The organism is Hyphomicrobium sp. 2TAF46, assembly GCF_052114865.1.
In the GTDB taxonomy this organism is placed as follows: Bacteria; Pseudomonadota; Alphaproteobacteria; order Rhizobiales; family Hyphomicrobiaceae; genus Hyphomicrobium_B.
The window spans coordinates 202,227-221,857 of sequence record NZ_JBFRFO010000005.1 but is presented as its reverse complement, the minus strand read 5'-3'; the positions used below and the strand labels follow the sequence as shown (position 1 = coordinate 221,857).

16 protein-coding genes are annotated in these 19,631 nt (G+C 59.5%); 3 read left to right on the top strand and 13 right to left on the bottom strand.

Annotation, left to right across the window (positions count from 1 at the left end; genetic code table 11):
* Positions 1-22 precede the first annotated feature (22 nt).
* Both AB4Z24_RS12440 and AB4Z24_RS12435 read right to left on the bottom strand, forming a co-directional pair.
* Positions 23-4,114, bottom strand: coding sequence for a Pls/PosA family non-ribosomal peptide synthetase (locus AB4Z24_RS12440; RefSeq protein ID WP_441708516.1), 4,092 nt, complete (start codon positions 4,112-4,114; stop codon positions 23-25).
* Complete coding sequence (locus tag AB4Z24_RS12435) at positions 4,011-4,547, bottom strand: 4'-phosphopantetheinyl transferase family protein (RefSeq protein WP_441708515.1); 537 nt, start codon at positions 4,545-4,547, stop codon at positions 4,011-4,013. The genes AB4Z24_RS12440 and AB4Z24_RS12435 overlap by 104 nt, the downstream gene beginning before the upstream one ends.
* 677 nt (positions 4,548-5,224) lie before the next feature.
* Here AB4Z24_RS12435 and AB4Z24_RS12430 point away from each other — a divergent pair.
* The 3 genes from AB4Z24_RS12430 (at position 5,225) to AB4Z24_RS12420 (ending at position 6,926) form a co-directional block, all read left to right on the top strand.
* Positions 5,225-5,878, top strand: a complete 654-nt coding sequence (locus tag AB4Z24_RS12430; protein ID WP_441708513.1) for a M23 family metallopeptidase — start codon at positions 5,225-5,227, stop codon at positions 5,876-5,878.
* Positions 5,879-5,967: 89 nt separating this feature from the next.
* Complete coding sequence (locus tag AB4Z24_RS12425; RefSeq protein ID WP_441708511.1) at positions 5,968-6,507, top strand: VOC family protein; 540 nt, start codon at positions 5,968-5,970, stop codon at positions 6,505-6,507.
* A gap of 263 nt (positions 6,508-6,770) precedes the next feature.
* Positions 6,771-6,926, top strand: coding sequence for a Classical arabinogalactan protein (locus AB4Z24_RS12420; protein ID WP_441708510.1), 156 nt, complete (start codon positions 6,771-6,773; stop codon positions 6,924-6,926).
* 63 nt (positions 6,927-6,989) lie between these two features.
* Here AB4Z24_RS12420 and AB4Z24_RS12415 read toward each other — a convergent pair whose 3' ends face one another.
* From AB4Z24_RS12415 to AB4Z24_RS12365, 11 genes are all read right to left on the bottom strand, one after another.
* Complete coding sequence (locus AB4Z24_RS12415; protein WP_441708508.1) at positions 6,990-7,319, bottom strand: hypothetical protein; 330 nt, start codon at positions 7,317-7,319, stop codon at positions 6,990-6,992.
* Positions 7,320-7,736: 417 nt separating this feature from the next.
* On the bottom strand, positions 7,737-8,525 hold the full coding sequence (locus AB4Z24_RS12410; protein WP_441708506.1) for a methyltransferase domain-containing protein: 789 nt from the start codon (positions 8,523-8,525) through the stop codon (positions 7,737-7,739).
* A gap of 68 nt (positions 8,526-8,593) precedes the next feature.
* Positions 8,594-9,811 carry a glycoside hydrolase 5 family protein gene (locus tag AB4Z24_RS12405; protein WP_441708505.1) on the bottom strand — a complete coding sequence of 406 codons (1,218 nt, stop codon included), beginning with the start codon at positions 9,809-9,811 and terminating at the stop codon, positions 8,594-8,596.
* 16 nt (positions 9,812-9,827) lie between these two features.
* Positions 9,828-11,135, bottom strand: a complete 1,308-nt coding sequence (locus AB4Z24_RS12400; protein WP_441708504.1) for a lipopolysaccharide biosynthesis protein — start codon at positions 11,133-11,135, stop codon at positions 9,828-9,830.
* Positions 11,132-12,106, bottom strand: coding sequence for a glycosyltransferase family 2 protein (locus AB4Z24_RS12395; protein WP_441708502.1), 975 nt, complete (start codon positions 12,104-12,106; stop codon positions 11,132-11,134). Before AB4Z24_RS12395 ends, AB4Z24_RS12400 begins: the two co-directional genes overlap by 4 nt.
* Entirely contained in the window at positions 12,093-13,688 is a 1,596-nt protein-coding gene (locus tag AB4Z24_RS12390) for a glucosamine inositolphosphorylceramide transferase family protein (protein ID WP_441708501.1), read from the bottom strand. The genes AB4Z24_RS12395 and AB4Z24_RS12390 overlap by 14 nt, the downstream gene beginning before the upstream one ends.
* Positions 13,685-14,926 carry a glycosyltransferase family 4 protein gene (locus AB4Z24_RS12385; protein ID WP_441708499.1) on the bottom strand — a complete coding sequence of 414 codons (1,242 nt, stop codon included), beginning with the start codon at positions 14,924-14,926 and terminating at the stop codon, positions 13,685-13,687. Before AB4Z24_RS12385 ends, AB4Z24_RS12390 begins: the two co-directional genes overlap by 4 nt.
* Entirely contained in the window at positions 14,926-15,726 is an 801-nt protein-coding gene (locus tag AB4Z24_RS12380) for a hypothetical protein (RefSeq protein ID WP_441708497.1), read from the bottom strand. The genes AB4Z24_RS12385 and AB4Z24_RS12380 overlap by 1 nt, the downstream gene beginning before the upstream one ends.
* Positions 15,716-17,653, bottom strand: coding sequence for a hypothetical protein (locus AB4Z24_RS12375; protein WP_441708495.1), 1,938 nt, complete (start codon positions 17,651-17,653; stop codon positions 15,716-15,718). The genes AB4Z24_RS12380 and AB4Z24_RS12375 overlap by 11 nt, the downstream gene beginning before the upstream one ends.
* Positions 17,650-18,810, bottom strand: coding sequence for a glycosyltransferase family 4 protein (locus AB4Z24_RS12370; RefSeq protein WP_441708493.1), 1,161 nt, complete (start codon positions 18,808-18,810; stop codon positions 17,650-17,652). The genes AB4Z24_RS12375 and AB4Z24_RS12370 overlap by 4 nt, the downstream gene beginning before the upstream one ends.
* Entirely contained in the window at positions 18,807-19,598 is a 792-nt protein-coding gene (locus AB4Z24_RS12365) for a glycosyltransferase family 2 protein (RefSeq protein ID WP_441708491.1), read from the bottom strand. The genes AB4Z24_RS12370 and AB4Z24_RS12365 overlap by 4 nt, the downstream gene beginning before the upstream one ends.
* Positions 19,599-19,631: the final 33 nt, after the last annotated feature.

The following is a 19,631-nucleotide window of genomic DNA, read 5'->3' as shown; positions in this document are numbered from 1 at the left end:
CACAGTCATGGCGCGGTTGTACTCACACCGAGATCGGTAGCAACTCGATCTGCTTTTTCACCAGCCGCGCGGGCCGCTTAGGTTGTGCATAAGAGCTTGCGCCTGTGGATGACGGCTTCTTCGCTTCGCCCGCGCTTTTCGCCGGTGATGCGAGAGGCTCGCAGGGGGTGCCGTGCCAGCGTGTTCCAGCCGGAAGCACGTCGCCTTTCATCAGAACCGATAGCGGACCGAGGCTCGAAGCGGCGTGCATTTCGGTGCCGTAAAGGACGACGGCCATATTGCCGACCGTGCAACCGTCGCCGATCTTGATGTGGTCGGCCTTGAAAACTCGATCCTCAAAAAGATGATTTTGGATCGTCGCGCCGATGTTCAGGCACGCGCGGTCACCGATCTCGACGAGATCGAATTCCGAGAAGAGTGTGGTTTCGAGATAGCACCACTTGCCGATCTTGCAGCCCATCAGGCGCAGGGCCGATGCGATGAAGGGCGTGCCCATCAACGGCGTCATCGTCGTGGCCGCCACCGTTTCGTAGACGCCGTTCACAAGCTCGTTGTTCCAGATAAACCTGCACCAGAGCGGCTTCACCGTCGCCGTTATGCGGCCGACGAACAGACTCTTGATGAGGGCGCTGGCAAAAATCGATCCGGCCGCGATCGCCGATACGACAAATGGAATGCCCGCGATAACGATCCAGAGGGGCAGCGCGTGATAGCCCATCACGAGATAGGCTGCGAACGCGACGCCTTCCGCGGCGATAATGAAGCCCGGCAACAACACACGCAGCGTATCGGTGATCGTTCTCGCGATGCGGGCGGAGAGCGTAGGCTTGAATATTTCCATTTCGTTGAAGCAGACGTTGCGCTGCGTTTGCGGGAGGGCAAAGCCAGGCGAGCCCAGCCAACGCGTGTCGTCCGGAATTTCCGTGACGTTCGCGGGAGGGGTCGAAGCTACGCCGATCAGCGCGTTGTCGCCAACCGCATGTCCGCCTGGAATGAGCGCACTGTTGCCGATGAAGCTTCGCGCTCCGATGCGCACCGCGCCGATCTCCATGACGCCGTCGTTGATCCGGTGGCCGCCGACGAGGCAGGCATCCGCCAGGAAGCTTCCCTCGCCGACTTCAAGGAGATTCGGAGTGATGTGCGAGACGGTCGAAACTTCGGAGCCCGCTCCAATTTTTGCTCCGAGAGCGCGGAGAAACGGCGGGCAATAGACTGTTGCGTAAACCGGCAGCAGAATGGTTTTGGTATTCTTCAGCAGATAGCCGACGAACCAATGCCGCACATAGGCAAGGCTGTAGACCGGGATCCGCCCTGCCTCGGATGACTGCAGCAGAGCGACGAGCGCAATCGCAGCAATCGCGTAGGTGAGAATTCCGACGGGTACCGCGACGAACGCTCCGATCGCACCGCCGACGGGTCCGGCGATCAACAGTCCTGCGATGATGATAATGGCGGACGGGATGATCGTCGCGATGAGAAAATACCCCATCGCGTAAATCAGCGCGAGATGCAGTGCGCCGAACGAGAAGGCGCGCAGGAGGCTTGGCGGCGGCGCTTTCGCTTCCGGCACCGAAACTTCCGCGAGCAGCGCAGGAGATCCGCGACGGCATTCATAACTTGCCATCGCGGTGCCGTCCGGCAGCGACGACATATCGTCGAGGCGCGCGCCGTCACCCATGCTCGTTCCAAGACCCAGACTGCAGTGCATGCCGACGAAGCAATTCTGGCCGATCTCGACCGGCTCGATCACGAGATAGCCGTCCTCAACGCGAAAGCCGAGGATCTGGGTCTCAAGACCTATGCTTGAACCTTGGCCAATGGAGACCAGGTCGAAGGCGCCGCAGAGCGACGTCTCGATGTTGACGTTGCGGCCAATCTTGGCGCCCATTGCGCGCCAGTAGAGGCTCATCAGCGGCGTGCCGGCAAACATATCGGCCCAGCTCAGAGCCTGGAAGCGCGTCACGAGCCACCAGCGGAAATAGTAGAAGCTCCAGAGCGGATAGCGGCCGGGTTTGAAACGGCCGATGACCAGCCACTTGAGCACAATGCTCAGGAACAGCATGCTCGGCCAAACGGCGAAGCCGACCAGCGTCGAAATCTGTGCCGCCTCGGTCCAAGTGATTTTTCCGTCGGTCGCGGCGGTTGCGATCAGGACCACGTAGGCGAGTGGCGCGGAGAGGATGGCATAATAGACAGCGACGCTCACGGCCTGCAGCGAACCGCATATCCAGCGCATCAGCGGATGAACGCTCTTGAATGCTTCTTCCGAAACGTTGGCGCGTGCCGGATTTTCCGCGTTTGCTTCACGCAGGCGGCTTTCGAGAACGGACGCGAGAGCCCGGACCGAACGATGCTCGTAGAAGTCGCGGACAGAAATTTGCGCGCCGGCGATCGCGTCGCGGACGAGGCTCGCGCATCGCGAAGCCAAGAGCGAATGTCCGCCGAGATCAAGGAAGAAATCGTCCGTGACCGAGATGCTCTCAAGGCGGAACGCTTCCGCCCAAGCGCCCGCAATGCGCGTCTCAAGGTCGGTCGCCGGAGCGACGACATTGCCGGCGCCCTTCAGCAGAGTCTTCGGTGCGGGAAGGTTCTTTCGATCGACCTTGCCGCTCGTGGTCATCGGCAGTTCGTCTATCACGTCGAGATATTGCGGCACCATGTAAGCCGGCACACGGCTCCGCAGCAGCTCGTCGAGCGCTTGGCGATCGAGGTGCTCAGATGCGCCATGACAGACGACATACGCGGCAAGTTCCTTGATGTCGCCCGTTTCGATAACCGCAACAGCCGCTGCCTTGATCTGCGGATGCTCGATCATGACGGCTTCAATTTCGGAAAGCTCGATGCGGAAGCCGCGAATTTTCACCTGGTCGTCGAGGCGTCCCAGAAAATACAGCTCTCCTTCATGCCCAAGCCGGACATGATCATAGGTGCGATAGAGCCGGCCTTTCTTCTCGGGCTCGAATGAATCGGCCACGAAGCGCTGATCGGTGAGCGCTTGAAGATTCATATATCCGCGTCCAACCCCGGCGCCGCCGATGAACAGCTCACCGCTTTCACCTGGAGCCACCGGCTGCAGGTTTTCGTCGAGAACGTGCGTCGAATATCCTGGGAGCGGCTTGCCGATCGCAATTGGCTCGCCGCTCACGCATTCGTGCCAGGTGGCAACGACGGTCGCTTCCGTCGGGCCGTATGTGTTCAGCATCCGGCGTCCGGGCCTTGCCCAACGCGTCACGAGTTCCTGCGAGCAGGCTTCGCCGCCGAGAATCAGCGTCGTTACCGTCGGAAGATCGCGATCGATCATCGCGAGCATCGTCGGCACGGTCGAAAAATACGTGATCTGCATATCGTCGATGAACTGCGCGACGTCGCTGGGCGATCTTTCGACTTCCTCCGGCGGAACGATCAGCGTTCCTCCGCGGGAAAACGCGGCCCAGATTTCTTCAACCGATGCATCGAAGGCTGTCGAAAATCCCTGATAGACGCGGTCGTCCGCCGTGATTTTGTAGACCGAGCGCAAGGATTTGACGAAGGCCACGACGTTGCGGTGCTCGATCATCACGCCTTTGGGACGGCCGGTCGATCCCGAGGTGTAGATGATATAGCTCAGCGCATTCGTGGCGATTTCGCCGTTCCTCAAAGCGTCGACGAGTACAGCGGGCTGCTCGGACACAACGTAACGATCCCGGTCAGCGAGGAGAAGCGGGGTTGCGACGTTTCCTTCGATCGCGCGTGCCAGCGCGTCTTCCGAAATGATCATGCGAAGTTTCGCATCGTCTTCGATCGCGCGGATCCGCTCCAAGGGCGAACGCGGATCGATCGGAACGTAGGCGGCTCCGGCTTTCAGAATGCCGAGAATTGCGGCGTAGAGGTGCGGCGATTTCTTGAGGTAGATGCCGACGAGGTCTTCGGCACCAATTCCACACGATGCGAGGTAATTGGCTACGCGATTTGCGGCACAATCGAGCTCTTCGTAGGTGAGCGTTTCGCCTGCGAACTCGATGGCGGGATGATCAGGCCGCCGCTGCGCCTGGAGTTCGAAATAGTGGTGCAGGAGCCGAGGCTCTCGCGCCCTCTCGGTTTCCAGCGAATGCCAACTTGGTTCGAATAGGGACACGGGCTTCCTCGATCGACTGGTGCCGCGAGGCCCCTTCTTCCTTGCTGCCGCTCATCGCGACAGCCACGGAAAGTCGATGCCCTCGGCTTTTGGCGATCCACGTCCGGAAGGTCGCCAGCTCCGGCAGCCGGCTATGGTGTCCGGAGCAGAGGCGATCGGTCCGAGGATCGAATGCAACTGCCAGTGCTTCAGCAATTCCGGTGCCAAGCATCTTCAAGTAGGCTTCTTTCAGCGACCAAAGCCGCGAGACGGCCGCTTCCCGCTCCTCTCGAGGCATTGATTTGAGGTCTGAGCACTCGGAAGGGGTAAAGACGTCGGCGAGCCATGTCTCAGTCGAGGGAATAACAGCACTTTCGATATCGACGCCGATGGGCCCGATGGTCGAAACCGCGACGACCGACGCCCAACGCGTATGGGAACAGCTGAAATTCAACGTTCCCGCATCCGTCGATAAGCGCGGTTTTTCCGACTCCGACCGATCAAAACGCCACTCTTCCGGGGCTATTCGACCGCATACGCTTGCCGACAGTGCTCGCCTCAGAACGCTACGCGTCGCGAGCGAGCGATGACGTTTTTCGAGGTTACGTATGGAAGCGAATTCGAGGACGTCGTCTTGCGTCAGTGTCCCGTAATGCTCCGCCGGCTCGTTTTCCGGACCATGCGGCACGTACCAAATCCGAACACCCGTCAGAATTTGCTCAGACGACGGACCGGCGGGTGAGATCTCAACCTCGGCACGACGAGTGGGCCCGGTTCCGGTCAATTTCCCAGAAAAAGAAAGCCGCTCAGCAATTTTTAAAATTAACGCAGACAAAACACAGGCGCCTCATCACGGGCCGACTGCGGTCTGCTCTAAAAAGAACTGCTCATTAAGGGAATGCTAAATCATGCTTACTGATTAAATTGCTCATATAAAGGTAAATGGGTAGCTTTGTTCGCCAACTGAGCGCCCATATAACGGCGATGCCGGATATCCATCATGATCGATCTGAAATTGCAGGTGAGTTTCGAGACGTGCCTTTATTCCGGCGAGCAATATTCAATGTCATCGCTAGCTGGCTCGCTTTGATGGCCATGACAGCAAGCGCCACTTCCGACGGGCCCCCTGCAATGGATAAAGCGCCTGCCGTTACGCCGACCGGTCTCGTTCCCGTTTATCCGGCGGAATACAATTGCTCGCCGATCACTTCGGGATATGCGAGCTGGATCGATGTCGATGGAACGCGCCGCGATGAGATTCATACCGGCGTCGATATCGGACGCTTGGGCGAATGGGTTATAGCGCCCGGGCCCGGGACTGTGCGCGCGGTCTGGAAAGCCAATTGGAAATGGGGCATCGAAGGCGCGCTTCTGATCCGCCACGATCGTCGCGATCTCAATCTCAGCGGCGGACCCGAAGTTTATTATTCCGAGTTCGATCATCTCGACTTCGACGAGATCAAACATTTCAAAGCCGGAGACAAGGTGAAGCGCGGCCAGCGGCTCGCGCGCGTCACGCATCCCGGCGAGAATGAAACCTATCTTCCCGAAGTTCATTGGGAGGTCTGGAAAGCCGATCACGATAATCTAACTTGGCGCAAGAATACCTACGGCGCACCGGAGTGGTGGAACGACAGCGCCGAGCTTATCGATCCGCTCTCCATGCTCGCGTTGAACAACCCACCCGCGGACGGAAAAAGCGTGGTGATTTCGCCGTTTATCAAAGGCAAGGACTACAGCGGCTTTCGCGGATTTACCTATATTGTGCCGTGCAAGCGGAAGTAGCCGCATCTCCGGAAACCTCTCGGCCCCCGAGAGTTGGCATTGCGCTTGCTTGTATCCCTCCCAATTCGATCCGAACCAGGAGTGGGTCAATGTCCCGAATTCTTGCAACACCCCGTACCGGCATCATCGCGGTATTTTCAGCCGTATGCGCCCTGTTCTTCGCAATGCCAGCCAATGCCCAAAGCCTGACTGCTTCGTCCGCTCAAAGCGATACGGGCAGCATTTGGTGGAACGAGCTTATCAGCGCCAACCCGGATCGCAGCCGCGACTTCTATGCGAGCGTCATCGGCTGGTCTCCGAAGGTCGTGGCGGCTGAAGACACTTCGCGCCCGCCTGCTCCCGGCGAAAACGAATACACACTCTTTATGCAGAACGGCGTCGAGAGCGCCGGTTTGGCAAAGTACGACGGCAAGGAGCCGACCGATCCGAAGCCCGGCTGGCTGACCTACATTCAAGTCGCAAATGTCGACGATGCCGTCGTCGAAGCCTTGAAGAAGGGCGGAAAGGTCATCAAAGCTCCGACGGATGCCGCGAATGTCGGACGGATCGCGATCATCGCCGATCCGGATGGCAATCCGTTCGGTCTCTACACGCCGGCGAGCAAGGACGCGAAGATCGCCGGACACTGAGGGCGCCGCGAATGTTGGCACGCGGTAACGGGGCACGTGACCTGAACGGCGCGTGGGACTTTCGATCGGGCGACCGCGCGTAGGTCCATTCGATCTGGAATTGAGAATTGGATCCTGGTGATGCGGTCCGGCAGTTTCTGCTGGGCCGTAACTTTTTGGCGCAAGGGATTGTGTACCTCAAGGGAACGGTGCGTCTTCGGACGGCGTTCCGTTGATACTCTCATGCAGCGAGCAGAAGCGATCCAATCGAGGACATTTCGGCGATGGAAAACGGCAACGATCCGCCAACCATTCCTTTTCCGACGCAGGAGCCGGGAGAATTGCCGACGCTGCCGCCCGAACCGAAGGAGCCGCCGCAGCCTTCTCCCATACCGCTCGATCCCGATGGAGAGCCGGAGCCCGAGCCTCCGGCAAGGTGACAGCAGTAAGGTCAGAGATCGGCATGCCCCTGTTCGTGGGCCATGCCGATCGCTTCAGACAGCTTAGCCGCTGATCCGCGCTGCGCAGGGCCGCGCGATGACAACGCACTTGGCCGTGATCAAAGCGTTCTTCGCGCAATCCCACCGGACGCCGGCGGCGCGGTCGAAATTCGAAAATGCGCGGCCATAGCGGCTTTCTGCTGCTTCTTCCCAGTTGCTAATCGCCGCTTCCCGCGCGCGGGCGCTGCCAAGGCCGAACACACCCTTGCCGGTGGCCGCGCCTTCCATCGCCGGACGGCACTCGCCGCGCCGGTTCCAGCGTGCGTCCGCGGTCGTCGCCGAGCCGACGACGCTGAGGCCAACCAGAATCGCCACGCCGATTTTAAAAGTCATTGCTTTCACTCCCCTATTCTTACCAGCCCGCACGACGCCATGAAGGGGTTGTATTGTCAATCTGATAGCAGTCGAAATGCGTGGATCTGCGGCCCGTAGGCGACACGCATTGGGGGCCAAAAGATAAGTCGCTATTCAATTTTGCTGGTTTGAGCGCGAGGTTGTAGAATATCCGATCTTGCACTCGCCTTTTTTGGCGGGGAATTTCACGCGAACGACAACGTCGCGGCCTGGGGAAAATTCCCGCGCCGAAAAAACGTCGTTTCTCTGTCATTTTCCAAAGAAGGCCAATTCCCCATGCTGGGGTGGCTGCTGTCGGGCATGTCGTCCACGTATTCCGAGATGCGGACCTTGCCGCGCGGAGGGCTTGCGCCCGCAAGCACGGCGTCGCATGTCAAAAAGCGCGAATTACTCAAATCACCAATGTGGGATTCGACGGCATGGCTTGCGGAACACGAATTGCCACGACCACGGCATGATGCCGAGTCGCGCGTGGACCATCGCGAGGCGCCGCACGGCCTTAGGCACGGCGCGCGGCGAATAGTTGAAATTGCTGATCGTCACGACCTCGAAACCGGAAGCCGTCGCCCGGCGTTTGAGATCGTTGATCGTGACGCTGAAAAAGTGCGCCTTCTCGAAATCCCAGCCGGTCGGCGTCAATCGCCAGTACCACCGTTGTAGCGGGCGCGGCAGAACTCCGAGAAACGGGAGCCGGCTATGCGACTCGATAGGAAAATACGGGTTCGGGAGCTGGCCGACGAGAATACCACCCGGCGTCAACACCCGGTAGATTTCCGCAATCGTATCGCTTCGCAGATTCGGCGGCACGTGCTCGTAGACATTGGCAAACGTCACGCAATCAAACGAACCGGCCCGAAACGCGAGCTCGTGGCCGTAACCCGGCGATAACTGTGCGCCTTTCACAGTGACGCCGCTCTCAGGGATGTCCGGATCAATGCCCCACCAGCGAAGCTCCAGCCCTTCGCCATAACGGTCGGTGAGCTCTCCGCGCATGCAGCCAACGTCGAGCGCCTTGCCGGTGCTGACGACATGGTGACGGCGAATGAGTTCATTCAGCGTGCCCGCCAGCTCGTCATTGCGGGCCTTCCACTCGTCTTCTGACTGAAGCAGACCGCTTCCTTGTAGCGCGCCACTCTCCTGGCGCGTGCCGCGCGGGCCCTCGGGAATTGGATTGAGCATATTCATTTGCCTGTCCAAAATTTCTTAAAAATCGGCGATTGCAAAATTCGTTCTATTATAAATGCCTTCAAATTCTATTTAGTTGACGGAATTTCCTGCAATTTAACTTGGCGCGGTTTCGCTATTTGTTTTTCCGCGGCGTCTCGCATCAAATTCCACAATGGGCCGCCGTCATTGTGAATGTCGAAACCGTCGACGGAATCGTCCGGGAAATGGCCGCCATCCTGACGTGAAACGAGCCGCCAGACGACCCAGCCCGCGCAATCGCTATTGTAAAGCGCGTCCATCCAGTTGCGGTAAACGTCGATCTGATCCGCGTGGGCTTTGGACCAACCGAACTCCTCGAGCAAAACCGGTTTGTTGAATGCGGCGCTGGCGGAGCAAAATGCGCGGATGCGATCATTCATCTCTTCAGGTGTAATTCCATTCCATCGCGGATAGCCGTGCCAGGTGCCAAAATCGATTTGACTTATTCCCATATCCGGAAAATCGCCGTTTGGATTGCTATGGCCGCTAGCCAGGAGATGATCGTGATCCAGCGATTTGACGTATATCGCCATTTCCGTAAGCCATGACTTCAATAGCGCCTCAGGATGGATATCCGGCTCGTTCATCAGCTCCCAGGAGAAGATCGTCGGATCGGCCGCGTAGCGGATGCCATTGATGCTGTTGACGCGGGTGATGATGGTTTCAACCCACCGTTTGTAGTCGGCGATCGTGCGGGCGTCTTCGGCGAAGAAAGAATAGACGTCGTCGCTGCCGTACCAAGCCCGCATCTGCTGCGCGCCACCAGTGTAGGGCCAGAAATCGAGAAAGGCGATGATGACTTTAAGGCCGCGTTTCTTCGCTTCATCAAGCAGGAAGTCGATCCGCTGCAGGCCGTCCGGACCATCGTTCACAGCCATCCGCGCCTGCATAGGATCCCAGGAAAGCATATAGACGCCATGGACGTTGAGATTGCTCGTGTCTGCCCTGCTCCTCCAGTTCCAGATCGTCGGCATCGCTCCGTGCAGCGAACCGATGACCGGCTGAATGAACGTTCTCACGACGTTGGCATTCATGGCCACCGCATCATCGAGCACACGGATGACCTCGTCGCGAGATCCGTAGGGAAGATAATGATTGTTCACGCCGGCGACGGGGAATGGAGCGCCGTCGAGTTCGAAGTGCGTGTCCTTGACGGTCACAAAGGACGACGCCTGTTCTCCTTTCGCGCCGTCCGTGGCGGAAGCCGCCAGACATAGAAAGGCGGTCAGAAGACTTCGGTGAAGAGTTGCGAATGCGCTAGTCATCGCGGCCACCTCGTTCTCACGTCTGCGTTGCCGGTGCTTGCTGACGCAAGCTCCAGCGCGCGGCTCCGAGAATGGTCGGCAGTTGCACGCAAGCTTGCAAAATGATTGCCGTCATCCAGAGGCTCGCCAGTCCGGAAAGGCCGTCCTGCGTACCGCCAATTACGGCCGCAGCGAGTTCGAGCAGGGCGCCGGCTCCGACCAAAAGTGCTGCCGTCAGCATACGGCGCTGCAGGCGCATAACTGCGATGTAGTGAAACTTGATCATAATTGGCAGCAGACTGAACCCGAGCCAATCAAGACTCGATCCTGCTATGGCTGGGTAGGCCGCATTGAAGAAGCCAAGCATGGGCTGCAGAAAGATGTAGCATCCAATGCCGGCGAGAACTCCAAACAGGGTTGAAATTTGCAAAGAAAAGCGAAGGCGGGAGATCGCCGCTTCGGGATCGGCCGATGAGATTGCGAACAGCGCCGTGGCCACCGCCGAGGGAACCAGCATGGCTGCCTGCAACAACATCCACGTAATGTAGAACACCGCGTTCACGGTTGGTGAGAGAACCTCGGTCACAAGAAAGGGAAGCGCGATCGACGGGCCCAGTGCGCCGAGGTTCAGTGCGTGATGCCCGAGAATATCGCCGGTGAAACTTCCAAGTTCTGGGAAGTCGGGGTGGACAAGCGCATTGCGCTGACGAAAGGCATAAACGCCGAACGTGCACGATAACGATGTGAAAAGCGCAGCGATCCATACCGCGACGACGGTGGCTGGTTGCGGGATGCCCGAATACTCAAAAACAGACAGGAGAATGAGCAGCCGGAGGACAGAGAATACGATCTCGCGGAGCATTCTCGCCCAGCTGGCAAGGAGACCGATCGCGGCGCCGTCGGCGGTCATTGCGACGGCCGTCGTGACAACACCGACGATAAAAAGAGTTCGATGATCCTGAACGATGTCGCGTAGCTTTGGCGACAGGTCACTACTGAAGAAAACGAAAAGCAGCGCTGCCGCCAAGCTGCTGGCGAAACTGCACACGATCGCGGCCGTCAGCAGTCCGCGTGAACCTTCGTCGGCTTTGAGGCGTCCCATCAGAAGCGTGCCGAAGCCGAATTCGCCCAGGAAGGCGAGCATGTTCATCGTAGAGACCGTTGCCGATGCCAATCCCTGCTGCTCGGGAGGAAGGCTGCGAGCTGTCCATAGCCAGAAGACAAATCCGAGCAGTGCACTCGCGGCTGCGGCTACGGTCAAAAAGCCGGCGTTGGCCAGAAGGAGGCGATGAAAGACGAGGCCCGAGCCGATGCGATTGGAATAATGCCGAATATAGCTGGTCATGGCGCTCTCTCGGATCCGAGCGGGCCGAGCTTCGAGACGGGCGGGCGGCCTCGCAGCGCCTGCTTTCCAGACAGGTAGCCGAGGGCGGTGGCCGTAAAACCGCTTACAATCGCCATCGCCCGGAGAATTCCGGTGACGTCGCCACGGAGGGCATCGCCCAAACCTCGAAGTACACCGCGCGGCAATGTCCGCAATGTGTAACGTCGCTCGTCGGCGAGGGCGTGCGCCGACGTTGCAAGTGCGGCGAGCACCGCCTTCGACGATCCTTCGGCGAAGCAGCGGCGCAGGAAATAACGCCATGTCAGCCTTTCGCCGCCGACCCGGTGCGCTGTCCAAGGCGCGTCATCGAATCTAAACTCGCCATCCGGAAACGCCCTGCCGGCGCGAATGCAGAGTTCGGTTTCTTCACAGCCCATCGGCAGGCCGGTCGCCGCACGGCCGAGACTGTGGTGGAAACCGCCGACCGCATCGAACACTGCCCTCGCTATGCACATCGACGCACCGATGAGGTTTCGGACGCACCCTGGCTTCATGCCTCGATATGTGCAGCCGACCACCCAGAGGAATTCGTCAGGAAACCACGACGGGCGAGCACCTTCCCAAGACGGTACGATGCGGCTTGTGACGCCAAGAATATGTCCGTGCCGGAAATGCTCCGAGATCTTCCGAACCCAGTCGACTTCGAGCGTGGCATCATCATCGAGGAAAAGCAGCAGCGCGCCATTCGCGTTAGAGATGCCGGTATTGCGTGCGCCGGAAAGTCCTCGTTCTTCGACATTAGGAATGATCCTCACGTCCGGCAGCGCCGCTTCGAGCCGCGCTTGCAGGATGGGATTGTGATCGACGACGACAATAATCTCCATCACTGGCTCGGTTTGCTGGCGGACCGAGCGAACGGCTTCGAGTATCGCCTGCCATCGCTGGCTCGAGTGGACGCAAATGATCGCCGAGACGCCTTTAGTTGGAGACATATGTCTGCTCCTTACAGCGTTCGATGACTTGGGTTGCTGCGCCGGTCGCGGCGCCATTGGTTTCGTAGACGAACTCGACCAGATCGCTGCACGGCGCGCCGAATATGTCGACCGTTTCGATGGATCCGCTGCGGTTGTAAGTATGGCCGCCCAGAAGCGTCCGGCCCTCGCGTGGGCGCAGCGTTCCAACTTGAACCTGCGCGAACCGGTGATCGGCCGGCAGGGTGAAGCGGCTCCAGACGATCGCGCCGCCGTATCGCCGCATGCAATCCTGAGCGGGCCGATATAGCGTGCCGCGCGCATTGATGATGTGTCCGGCCGGTCGCGAGGTTTTAGGATCAATCGCGAGCGGTTGCGCTCCGCACGGCGCCCAGGGGCCGCGCAACGAGGGCGAATGAAAGAGACAAAGGCGATCGGACGGCGATCCGCTTCCGGCGCAGGAGGTGAAGAACAGCCAATATCCGCGCTTATCGCGATAGAGCGTCGGGTCGGAAGCCGCAACGTTCTCGATGAGAACAGACTCGCGGACCCATTTGTGAGGAAAGGTGTCGCAGCGATATAGGCAAATCTGGTTGCTCGCGCCAGCTTCCGGAATCATCCACCACTGCCCACTGTCGGCGAATATCATCGGGTAGGACAAGTGATGCGGTTCCTCGATGACCGGTCGCACCGGCATCTTCGGATCGCCTAGATCGATCACCGAAATGATGCCCTTACCCGTCGCGTACGGATATTCCTCGCAGAAGATCCAAGCATGGTCGTCAGCAATGACGGGAAATGGATCAGCGAGAAACCGCCGCGCGTCATCGGCGATACGTTTGTAGGCAATAGTCGTTACGCCGCCGCTGGGATCGAAAGGCGTTCGGCCTGCGTTGCGCCAGGCAATTGCCCATCGATCGCCGCCACGGGCGAGCGTATCCAAGCGCCGCACCAACCTACTGCTCAATGTGGTGACTGCATGCGACACTAGGGGCCGCGCCAGCGATGTTCCGGCTCGATTGCCTCGTTCGAAATCCGAGGTCAGAGCACCGTCCGGCCGCAACGGTGTGCTCTCGCATTCCCAGGCCAAAAGATCGATCATGCGGCCGCAGGCGTTATTCAAAGTCTTGCTGAGAATCGCCGGCAGCTCGGTTTCGACAGCATACGTTTCAGATTTTGCATCGGGATGCGCGAGATCCTCGACGGCAATCGCGAGTTCCCTTTCGTCCAGCGCGGCATCCAGTGTGCCGGCTTCCGACGGAACGCCATTGAACAGCGGACGGATGACGCGCTGTCCCTTTGGCGTTTTCGTTTCGCCTCCATCGAGACGCACGACGACGTCGAATAATCCGGACTTTTCCTGCGCACGCGTAAGCGCCCCGAGTTCACCCGCATCGGCGCCAATTGAAGCAATAAGCGATTTCCCGGCAATGCCGTAGACGAGCCGCTCGAATGCGAGCGTCATGGACAGAGCTGCCGGAAGCGAAGCACCGACCTCAGACACGAACAGCGTCACGTCGTGGCCGTCTTCGAGTAGCCGCGCCACCAACATCCGGTGCCACTCTCGCGTACAGGTTTTGCCGACAACAACGCAGATCTTCACCGACGCCTCCCTGCTGCTGACGTCGACGCGCTGCTTTCGTAAATTCGCTCGATCCGGGGAACGACGGCTTTGGTCATGTAGGCGCCGGCGTGTATGCGACTCGCCGCGCCCATTCTCGCTCGCAGGCCGTGATCTTGGAGCATTGTCAGCAGCGCGCGGCGCAACGCCTCGACATCGCCCGGCGGCACGAGAATGCCCGTCTTGCCATCGAGAACAGTCTCGGAAAGACCGCCGGTGCGGCAAGCGACGACGGGTTTGCCGAAGGCGTTTGCCTCCATCACCACGGTGCCGCAGGTTTCGAGACCTTCCGACGGTACAATTCCGAACAGGCAGCGATTCCATGCGTGCAGAACGGCGGCGTGTGGCCAGCTGTTCAGAACCGTTACGTTTTTTGGCCAATCGGCGGGCGTGTCTTTGCAGTGGCGGCCTATTAGCACCAAAGGCGGCGCGTCCCCCAGCTGGCGATAGGCTTCGAGCAGTGTGTGAACGCCTTTGAGGCGCATCAAATCGCCGACGAACAGCAGGAAGTCCGATTTCGGCAGTAAATCTAGGCGTTCGCTGTGTCCGTCGGCCAACTCTCCGACGTCGTCGGCAAGAAATGTCGGGATGATCTCGAACTGATCGAACCGAGGATCAAGTCCGCACCGGGTCGCGACAGCTTGGCTGACGGCTATGAAAGCGTCGACTTGGCCAAGACCCATGCGTCCCAAAGATGAGTTCGTCAGCCATGTCACCGCGCCCTTCACGCCACCGTAATGCTGGCCCGCGCATGGCAAGCACTTGACCGCGGCCGGTCCGGAGCATGGGGAGCCTTCTCGGATCATGTTCTTCTTGGCGCAGACGCTGCCGTAATCGTGCAGCGTCACGATCAATCTCTTCTTATAAATTCGCTGCAACGGCAGATACGAATGAAGCAGCCAATTGTGTGCATGAACGATGTCGGGCTGCTCGGCGCGGACAATGCGGTTGAGCCGGAACATCAACTCGGGATCGGGAAATGGCGGCGCGTGGCGCCGCTGACTTTCGGAAAACAGACCAGCGTTGCGTTGCAGAGATCCTTGCAGCCGGTGGATCGTCACGCCGGATTCGACTGCAACGTCCGGCTGATCGCCTTGCTTGATAGTCGCGACGCCAACTTCGTGCCCTCTCTGCACGAGCGCTTCGCTCAACACTTTGACGTGCCGCTCCTCGCCACCGATGATCGGCGGAAAAAACTGACTGAGCATCAAGATCCGCATTAGCGCACCCCATCTTCGGGCGAGCGCTTGTCGGCTTCGCCGTTGGCGCTGAGTTGCAATGGCGATTTGATTCTGCGCGGTGGAATCGATACCCAGACCTTTTCGATCTCTGCAACGGGATCGGCGCGGTTATGGAGGCGTGCGGTGAAGCGTTGTTCCGTTTCGCGATTTGTCTTGATCGGCAGATCAATGACGCGGATCCATGTCTCGCCATTTGCGAGCGCGATGCCGTTCCAGGATGCGATCACGCCGTCTTTCGAGACGATGTCGAGATCGTAGGACGCTCGCTTCTGTTCTTTATTGGCGAAGCCTACTGCGTAGAGCGATCCTCCCGCCGGAACCATCCAGAGTTCGGTGAAGCGAAACTCGATGTGCTGGAGATAGCCATAGCCCGCCAACACCAGCGCAGAAACCGCGAGTAGCGCGGCACCACAAAACGAGCGCTTCTGACGCTTGTCGAATGCCGGAAATTTTTGTCCAGAGGGATCACTCCACACCGCGAAAGGCAGGAGCAAAAGCGTTATCCCGCCGATGACAATCGACCAGCCGGTTGCGTTCAACATCGCTGCGAGATGCAGAGCAAAGCCCGAGAGAACAGTCATTGCGAGGCTGACGCCAACAGCGAGCGCGAGACGCTCCAAATCGAGAGGCTGACCGGGGAACGCAATTTTCGTTGCGACGAAGCCCGGCACGAACAGAACCATGGGCACGGCGACCGGGATGCGCATCAGATCGGGAAGCAGAGGCGATGCCAGCGTTGCGAGCGCCAGCGTTGCGCAAATGATTTGACTACGGCGCATCGGGCGAATCCCTCAGTGCGGCGACGTTGATGATCGACATGTAGCCGTTGTCGAAGACGCGGTTGACGCCGGCGAGTTCATTGAATTTTTGAAGAACGCGCGGGGCCGGCGGTTTGCGGTAGACGGGTCCCGGATCGAAATAAAACCCCATCAAGGGCAATTGCCAGGTTAGGCGCATGTCGATCAAAAAGTAGTTCAAGGACGTTCGGCGAATCGCGTCCAATTCCTGCGGCCCGAATCTTTCCGAAAATTCGACTTCTCCAAGATCGTACTTATCGTAGAGCGTGGTGATCACCTGCTGGCCGCCGTAGGTCGCAAGCAACAGGCGATTGTCGCGATCCGAAAAGAACCGGTTTCGGGGCCCGAGCCACTGCCGCGTCCACGTCGCCGCGCTGATGGCCATCGGTTCGATCGATGAGGAATCCGCGGCCACCTGAAAGCCAGGGCTACCCAGGACGTAGTTCCCGCTCCCGCTGAAGACGCCCGCAATAACGCAGACAGCGAGCGCCGCGCCTATGATGCTCGCGCGAAGCCGGCTTTGCGACCATCCTTGCCAGAACGTGACGAGCCCGATGGCAATGACGATGCCGACACCGAGGAAGGCAAAAGGGCCGATGCGATTGCCGATTTCCCAGCCTGCGCGGGTCATCCGCAGAATGATGCTCAATGGATAGCCGAACGTAACGAGGGTCAGGACAACGAGCCGATTGTTGTCCCATCTGAGAAATTCGGGCAGTCGCTTAGGGAAGCGCGCCCACAGCACCGGAACACCGGCAACCGCCAGCGCCCGGAAAAAGCTCGTCGCGAGACCCAAGCAGATGAGCAACACCGATAGGATCGTAATTTCACGCAGCCATATCGGGGCCGTCGTCCCGTCTTCAGCAACAAATGGGAGGCGGCCTCCTCCGAAGGAAAGCAACCGCGTCGCTTCCTCGAAGGCCTGCCCAAAAACCGGCCCGAGATAGCCCTCAGTAGGATTGCCGGTCCATTCGCTCCAACCGGCAGTGAAGAGGAGCGCGGCGGCCGGCAGCGTGACGATCCGCCAGAAGGAACGCGGAGATTTCCGGCTGGCGATCTCGAATGCGGCGAATGCCACCAATAGCAGCGAGGCAATGAATGCCGTCAGATGATGGGTAACAGCGAGCGCCGCCAACACAGGCAACGCGATGGCCACAACAGGAAGCCAGCGATCGGTTTGCTCGATTCGAACATCGATAAGCAGGGCGACGGCCAGAAAGAATAGCGCCAGGCTTTCATACGAGAACGTGGTGTCGAAATAGACGAAGCTTGATGCGCCCATGTAGACCGTGACCGCCAGCGACGCCACGCGCGACGAGCCGGAGATGCGCTCGTAGACGAGGAACAAGGCGACGACGAAGATGAGGCGCACGATAGCCATGAGGAGTTGCGCGCACACGAAGATGGGAAGGCCAGACATTTCGGAGAGTGCGGTCGCCACGAGTTCCAGCCCCGGGTACACAGCGGAAATCGGTAGCAGCGGGTTCGGCGTGAAGAGACGCCCCGTCCTCATAATGTCGTTCGCCGTCGCCCAGTGCAGGAACGTGTCGTGATCAACGAATGCGGTCGGTTCGTGGATCATCCGGATGAGAAACAGGCCCAACGCTGCAAGAAGAAGGAGCGAAATTCGCTCCAGTCGTGACGTTCGAGGCCAGACCAGCCGCCCGGCGATCGGCGAAACGAGCAGGGCGATAGACGCGTAGAATACCGGAGCAGCCCAATCTAACGCCTGACGATTGGCTTCCGCCGCGGCGGCCGCCGCCGCGATGGTGACACCGGTCCAAAGCGCCAGCGACGGGAACCAGCCCCAGTCGGCCCTTTCGCCATCCGCCTGCTCTTGCGGGTAGGCCGTGCCGGTCGCAAACAAAGGCCGGGCGATGTCCGCCGCTCTTTGGAGAAACGAGGTCATCGCGCCTCACATGAGAGCGACATCGGCGCGTAGGTCGAGCGTTCAGCGAGAACGCGCCGATACACGGCCTCGAGTTCTGCCGCACACTCGTCCCACGTTGTGAGCTTGACGGCAGCCGCGGGCTTCTGCGCCGAAATCGCTTCGTGCATCGCCGCCGCAATGACGGCAGCGCGGGCATCGAGCGGCACTGCGCGCGCGAGACCACGATCGGCAATTTCCTTAAGTCCCGATGTCGAAGTGACGACGACCGTCTTGTTGAGCGAGAGCGCTTCGAGAACGGCGACCGGGTGTGCCTCGTAGTTGCTGAAAAGGACGAACAGGCGAGCCTCCGCCATCAGCGCCGCCATGTCGCCGCGATTCGAGGGCGGAATCGATCTTATGCTGACACGGTCCGCGAGACCGCGGCGAGCAATGCGCGCGCGCAATGCAGGCTCGTATGGCCCGGAACCAACAATCTGCAATCGCACATCGGGGCGCAGCCGTAGAAGGCGCGGCATGGCGTCAATGGCTCTGTGGTGGCCCTTGTAGCGCTCGAGCCGGCCAACCGAGAGGATGAGATTTTCATCTTCGGATCTATCGCCGTTCGTCAGTTCGGCCTTTAGATTGGCGCCGTTTGGCAGAACCCGAAAGCGCTCCGCCGGCACGCCCATCGCACTCGCGAAGTGAGAGACTTCGAATTGCGAGACGGCGATGCAAAGCTCGGCTTGACGGACCAGGGGGCCCAAGGCCGCGGCCTGAATTTTGCGAATGCTATTCCGCAGCGGCGATGAATGTCCCCCGCTGTGGAAGGACAACACAAAGGGGATGCCGCTACGTGCGGCTGACCACATTGCAACCGGAGCGAAGAAAGTGTGATAGCCTTGGACGTGGACGATGTCGGGGCGCAGGTTCGTCATCGCGCGTTTCAATCCAGGCGCGAGATGCCAGTCGCGCCCCGCCGGCCAGCTGCGCACGCGGATCACGTCGATGCCGGCGATTTTCTCATATTCCGGCAATTGTCCACCGGGGTTCGCCGTCAAGATCGATACGACATGGCCGCGCTCGACGAGGCGACGCCCCACTTCGTGAATGTGCGTTTCCGTTCCCCCCGCGAAGGGAAAATAGCGTGCAGCGGCCATCAGAATGCGCATGACACCGTCCGTGCCTCCCATCGTCATCCGGCTATTTGCGAATGAGAACCGCCGACACTGTCGACCGCGTCGTAGGTCTGGTGCCGGAATATCTCCTTGCAGATCGTCCAAAGGACCCGGCATCCATCAGTGACCGCATTGAGATTGCTTTGCCCGTAGACCCGATTTGTCTCGAAGGACGGCACCTCGATAATTTTAACGCCTGAACGCAGGGCACTGAGGTTCAAGGCCGTCTCGATTTCGAAGCCGTCGCACGCGACATTGAAGAGGGGCAGATGCCGCTTCCAGAATGCATTGTAGCCGTAGCAGAGGTCTGAAAAGCCTGAGCCGAAGAGCACGCGGACGATGTGGGTCAGCCCCCAATTTCCGAGCATGCGGACAATCGACATATCCTCAGTGCCGCCGCCTTGGAGAAATCTCGAACCCTTGGCGAAGCCGGCGCCGGACATCAGCGCCGCGACGAACAGGATTATTTCTTGCGGGTTCATCGAGCCGTCGGCGTCGATCGAGACAACAATATCACCCGTCGCGGCTTGGAAGCCTGCGCGCAGGGCTGCGCCCTTACCTTTTTGCGGCTCCTCGACGATGCGAACGGCGTGATGTAACGAGCGCGCGGTCTCGCGCGTATCATCGGTGGAGCGGCCATCCACGACGACAATCTCGTGGATCCACGCCGGCATCTTGGCAAAAACGATCGGCAGATTTTTCGCTTCGTTCAGAGTCGGCATGACGACGCTGACCTTTGGAAAATCGACCTTACACTCGGCAAATCTGTGTGCGCCTTCATTGAAGGCCGGCGAAACGCAGGTACGCAAAGGACTTCTCCCGCAGTGAATAAAGAACAGGCT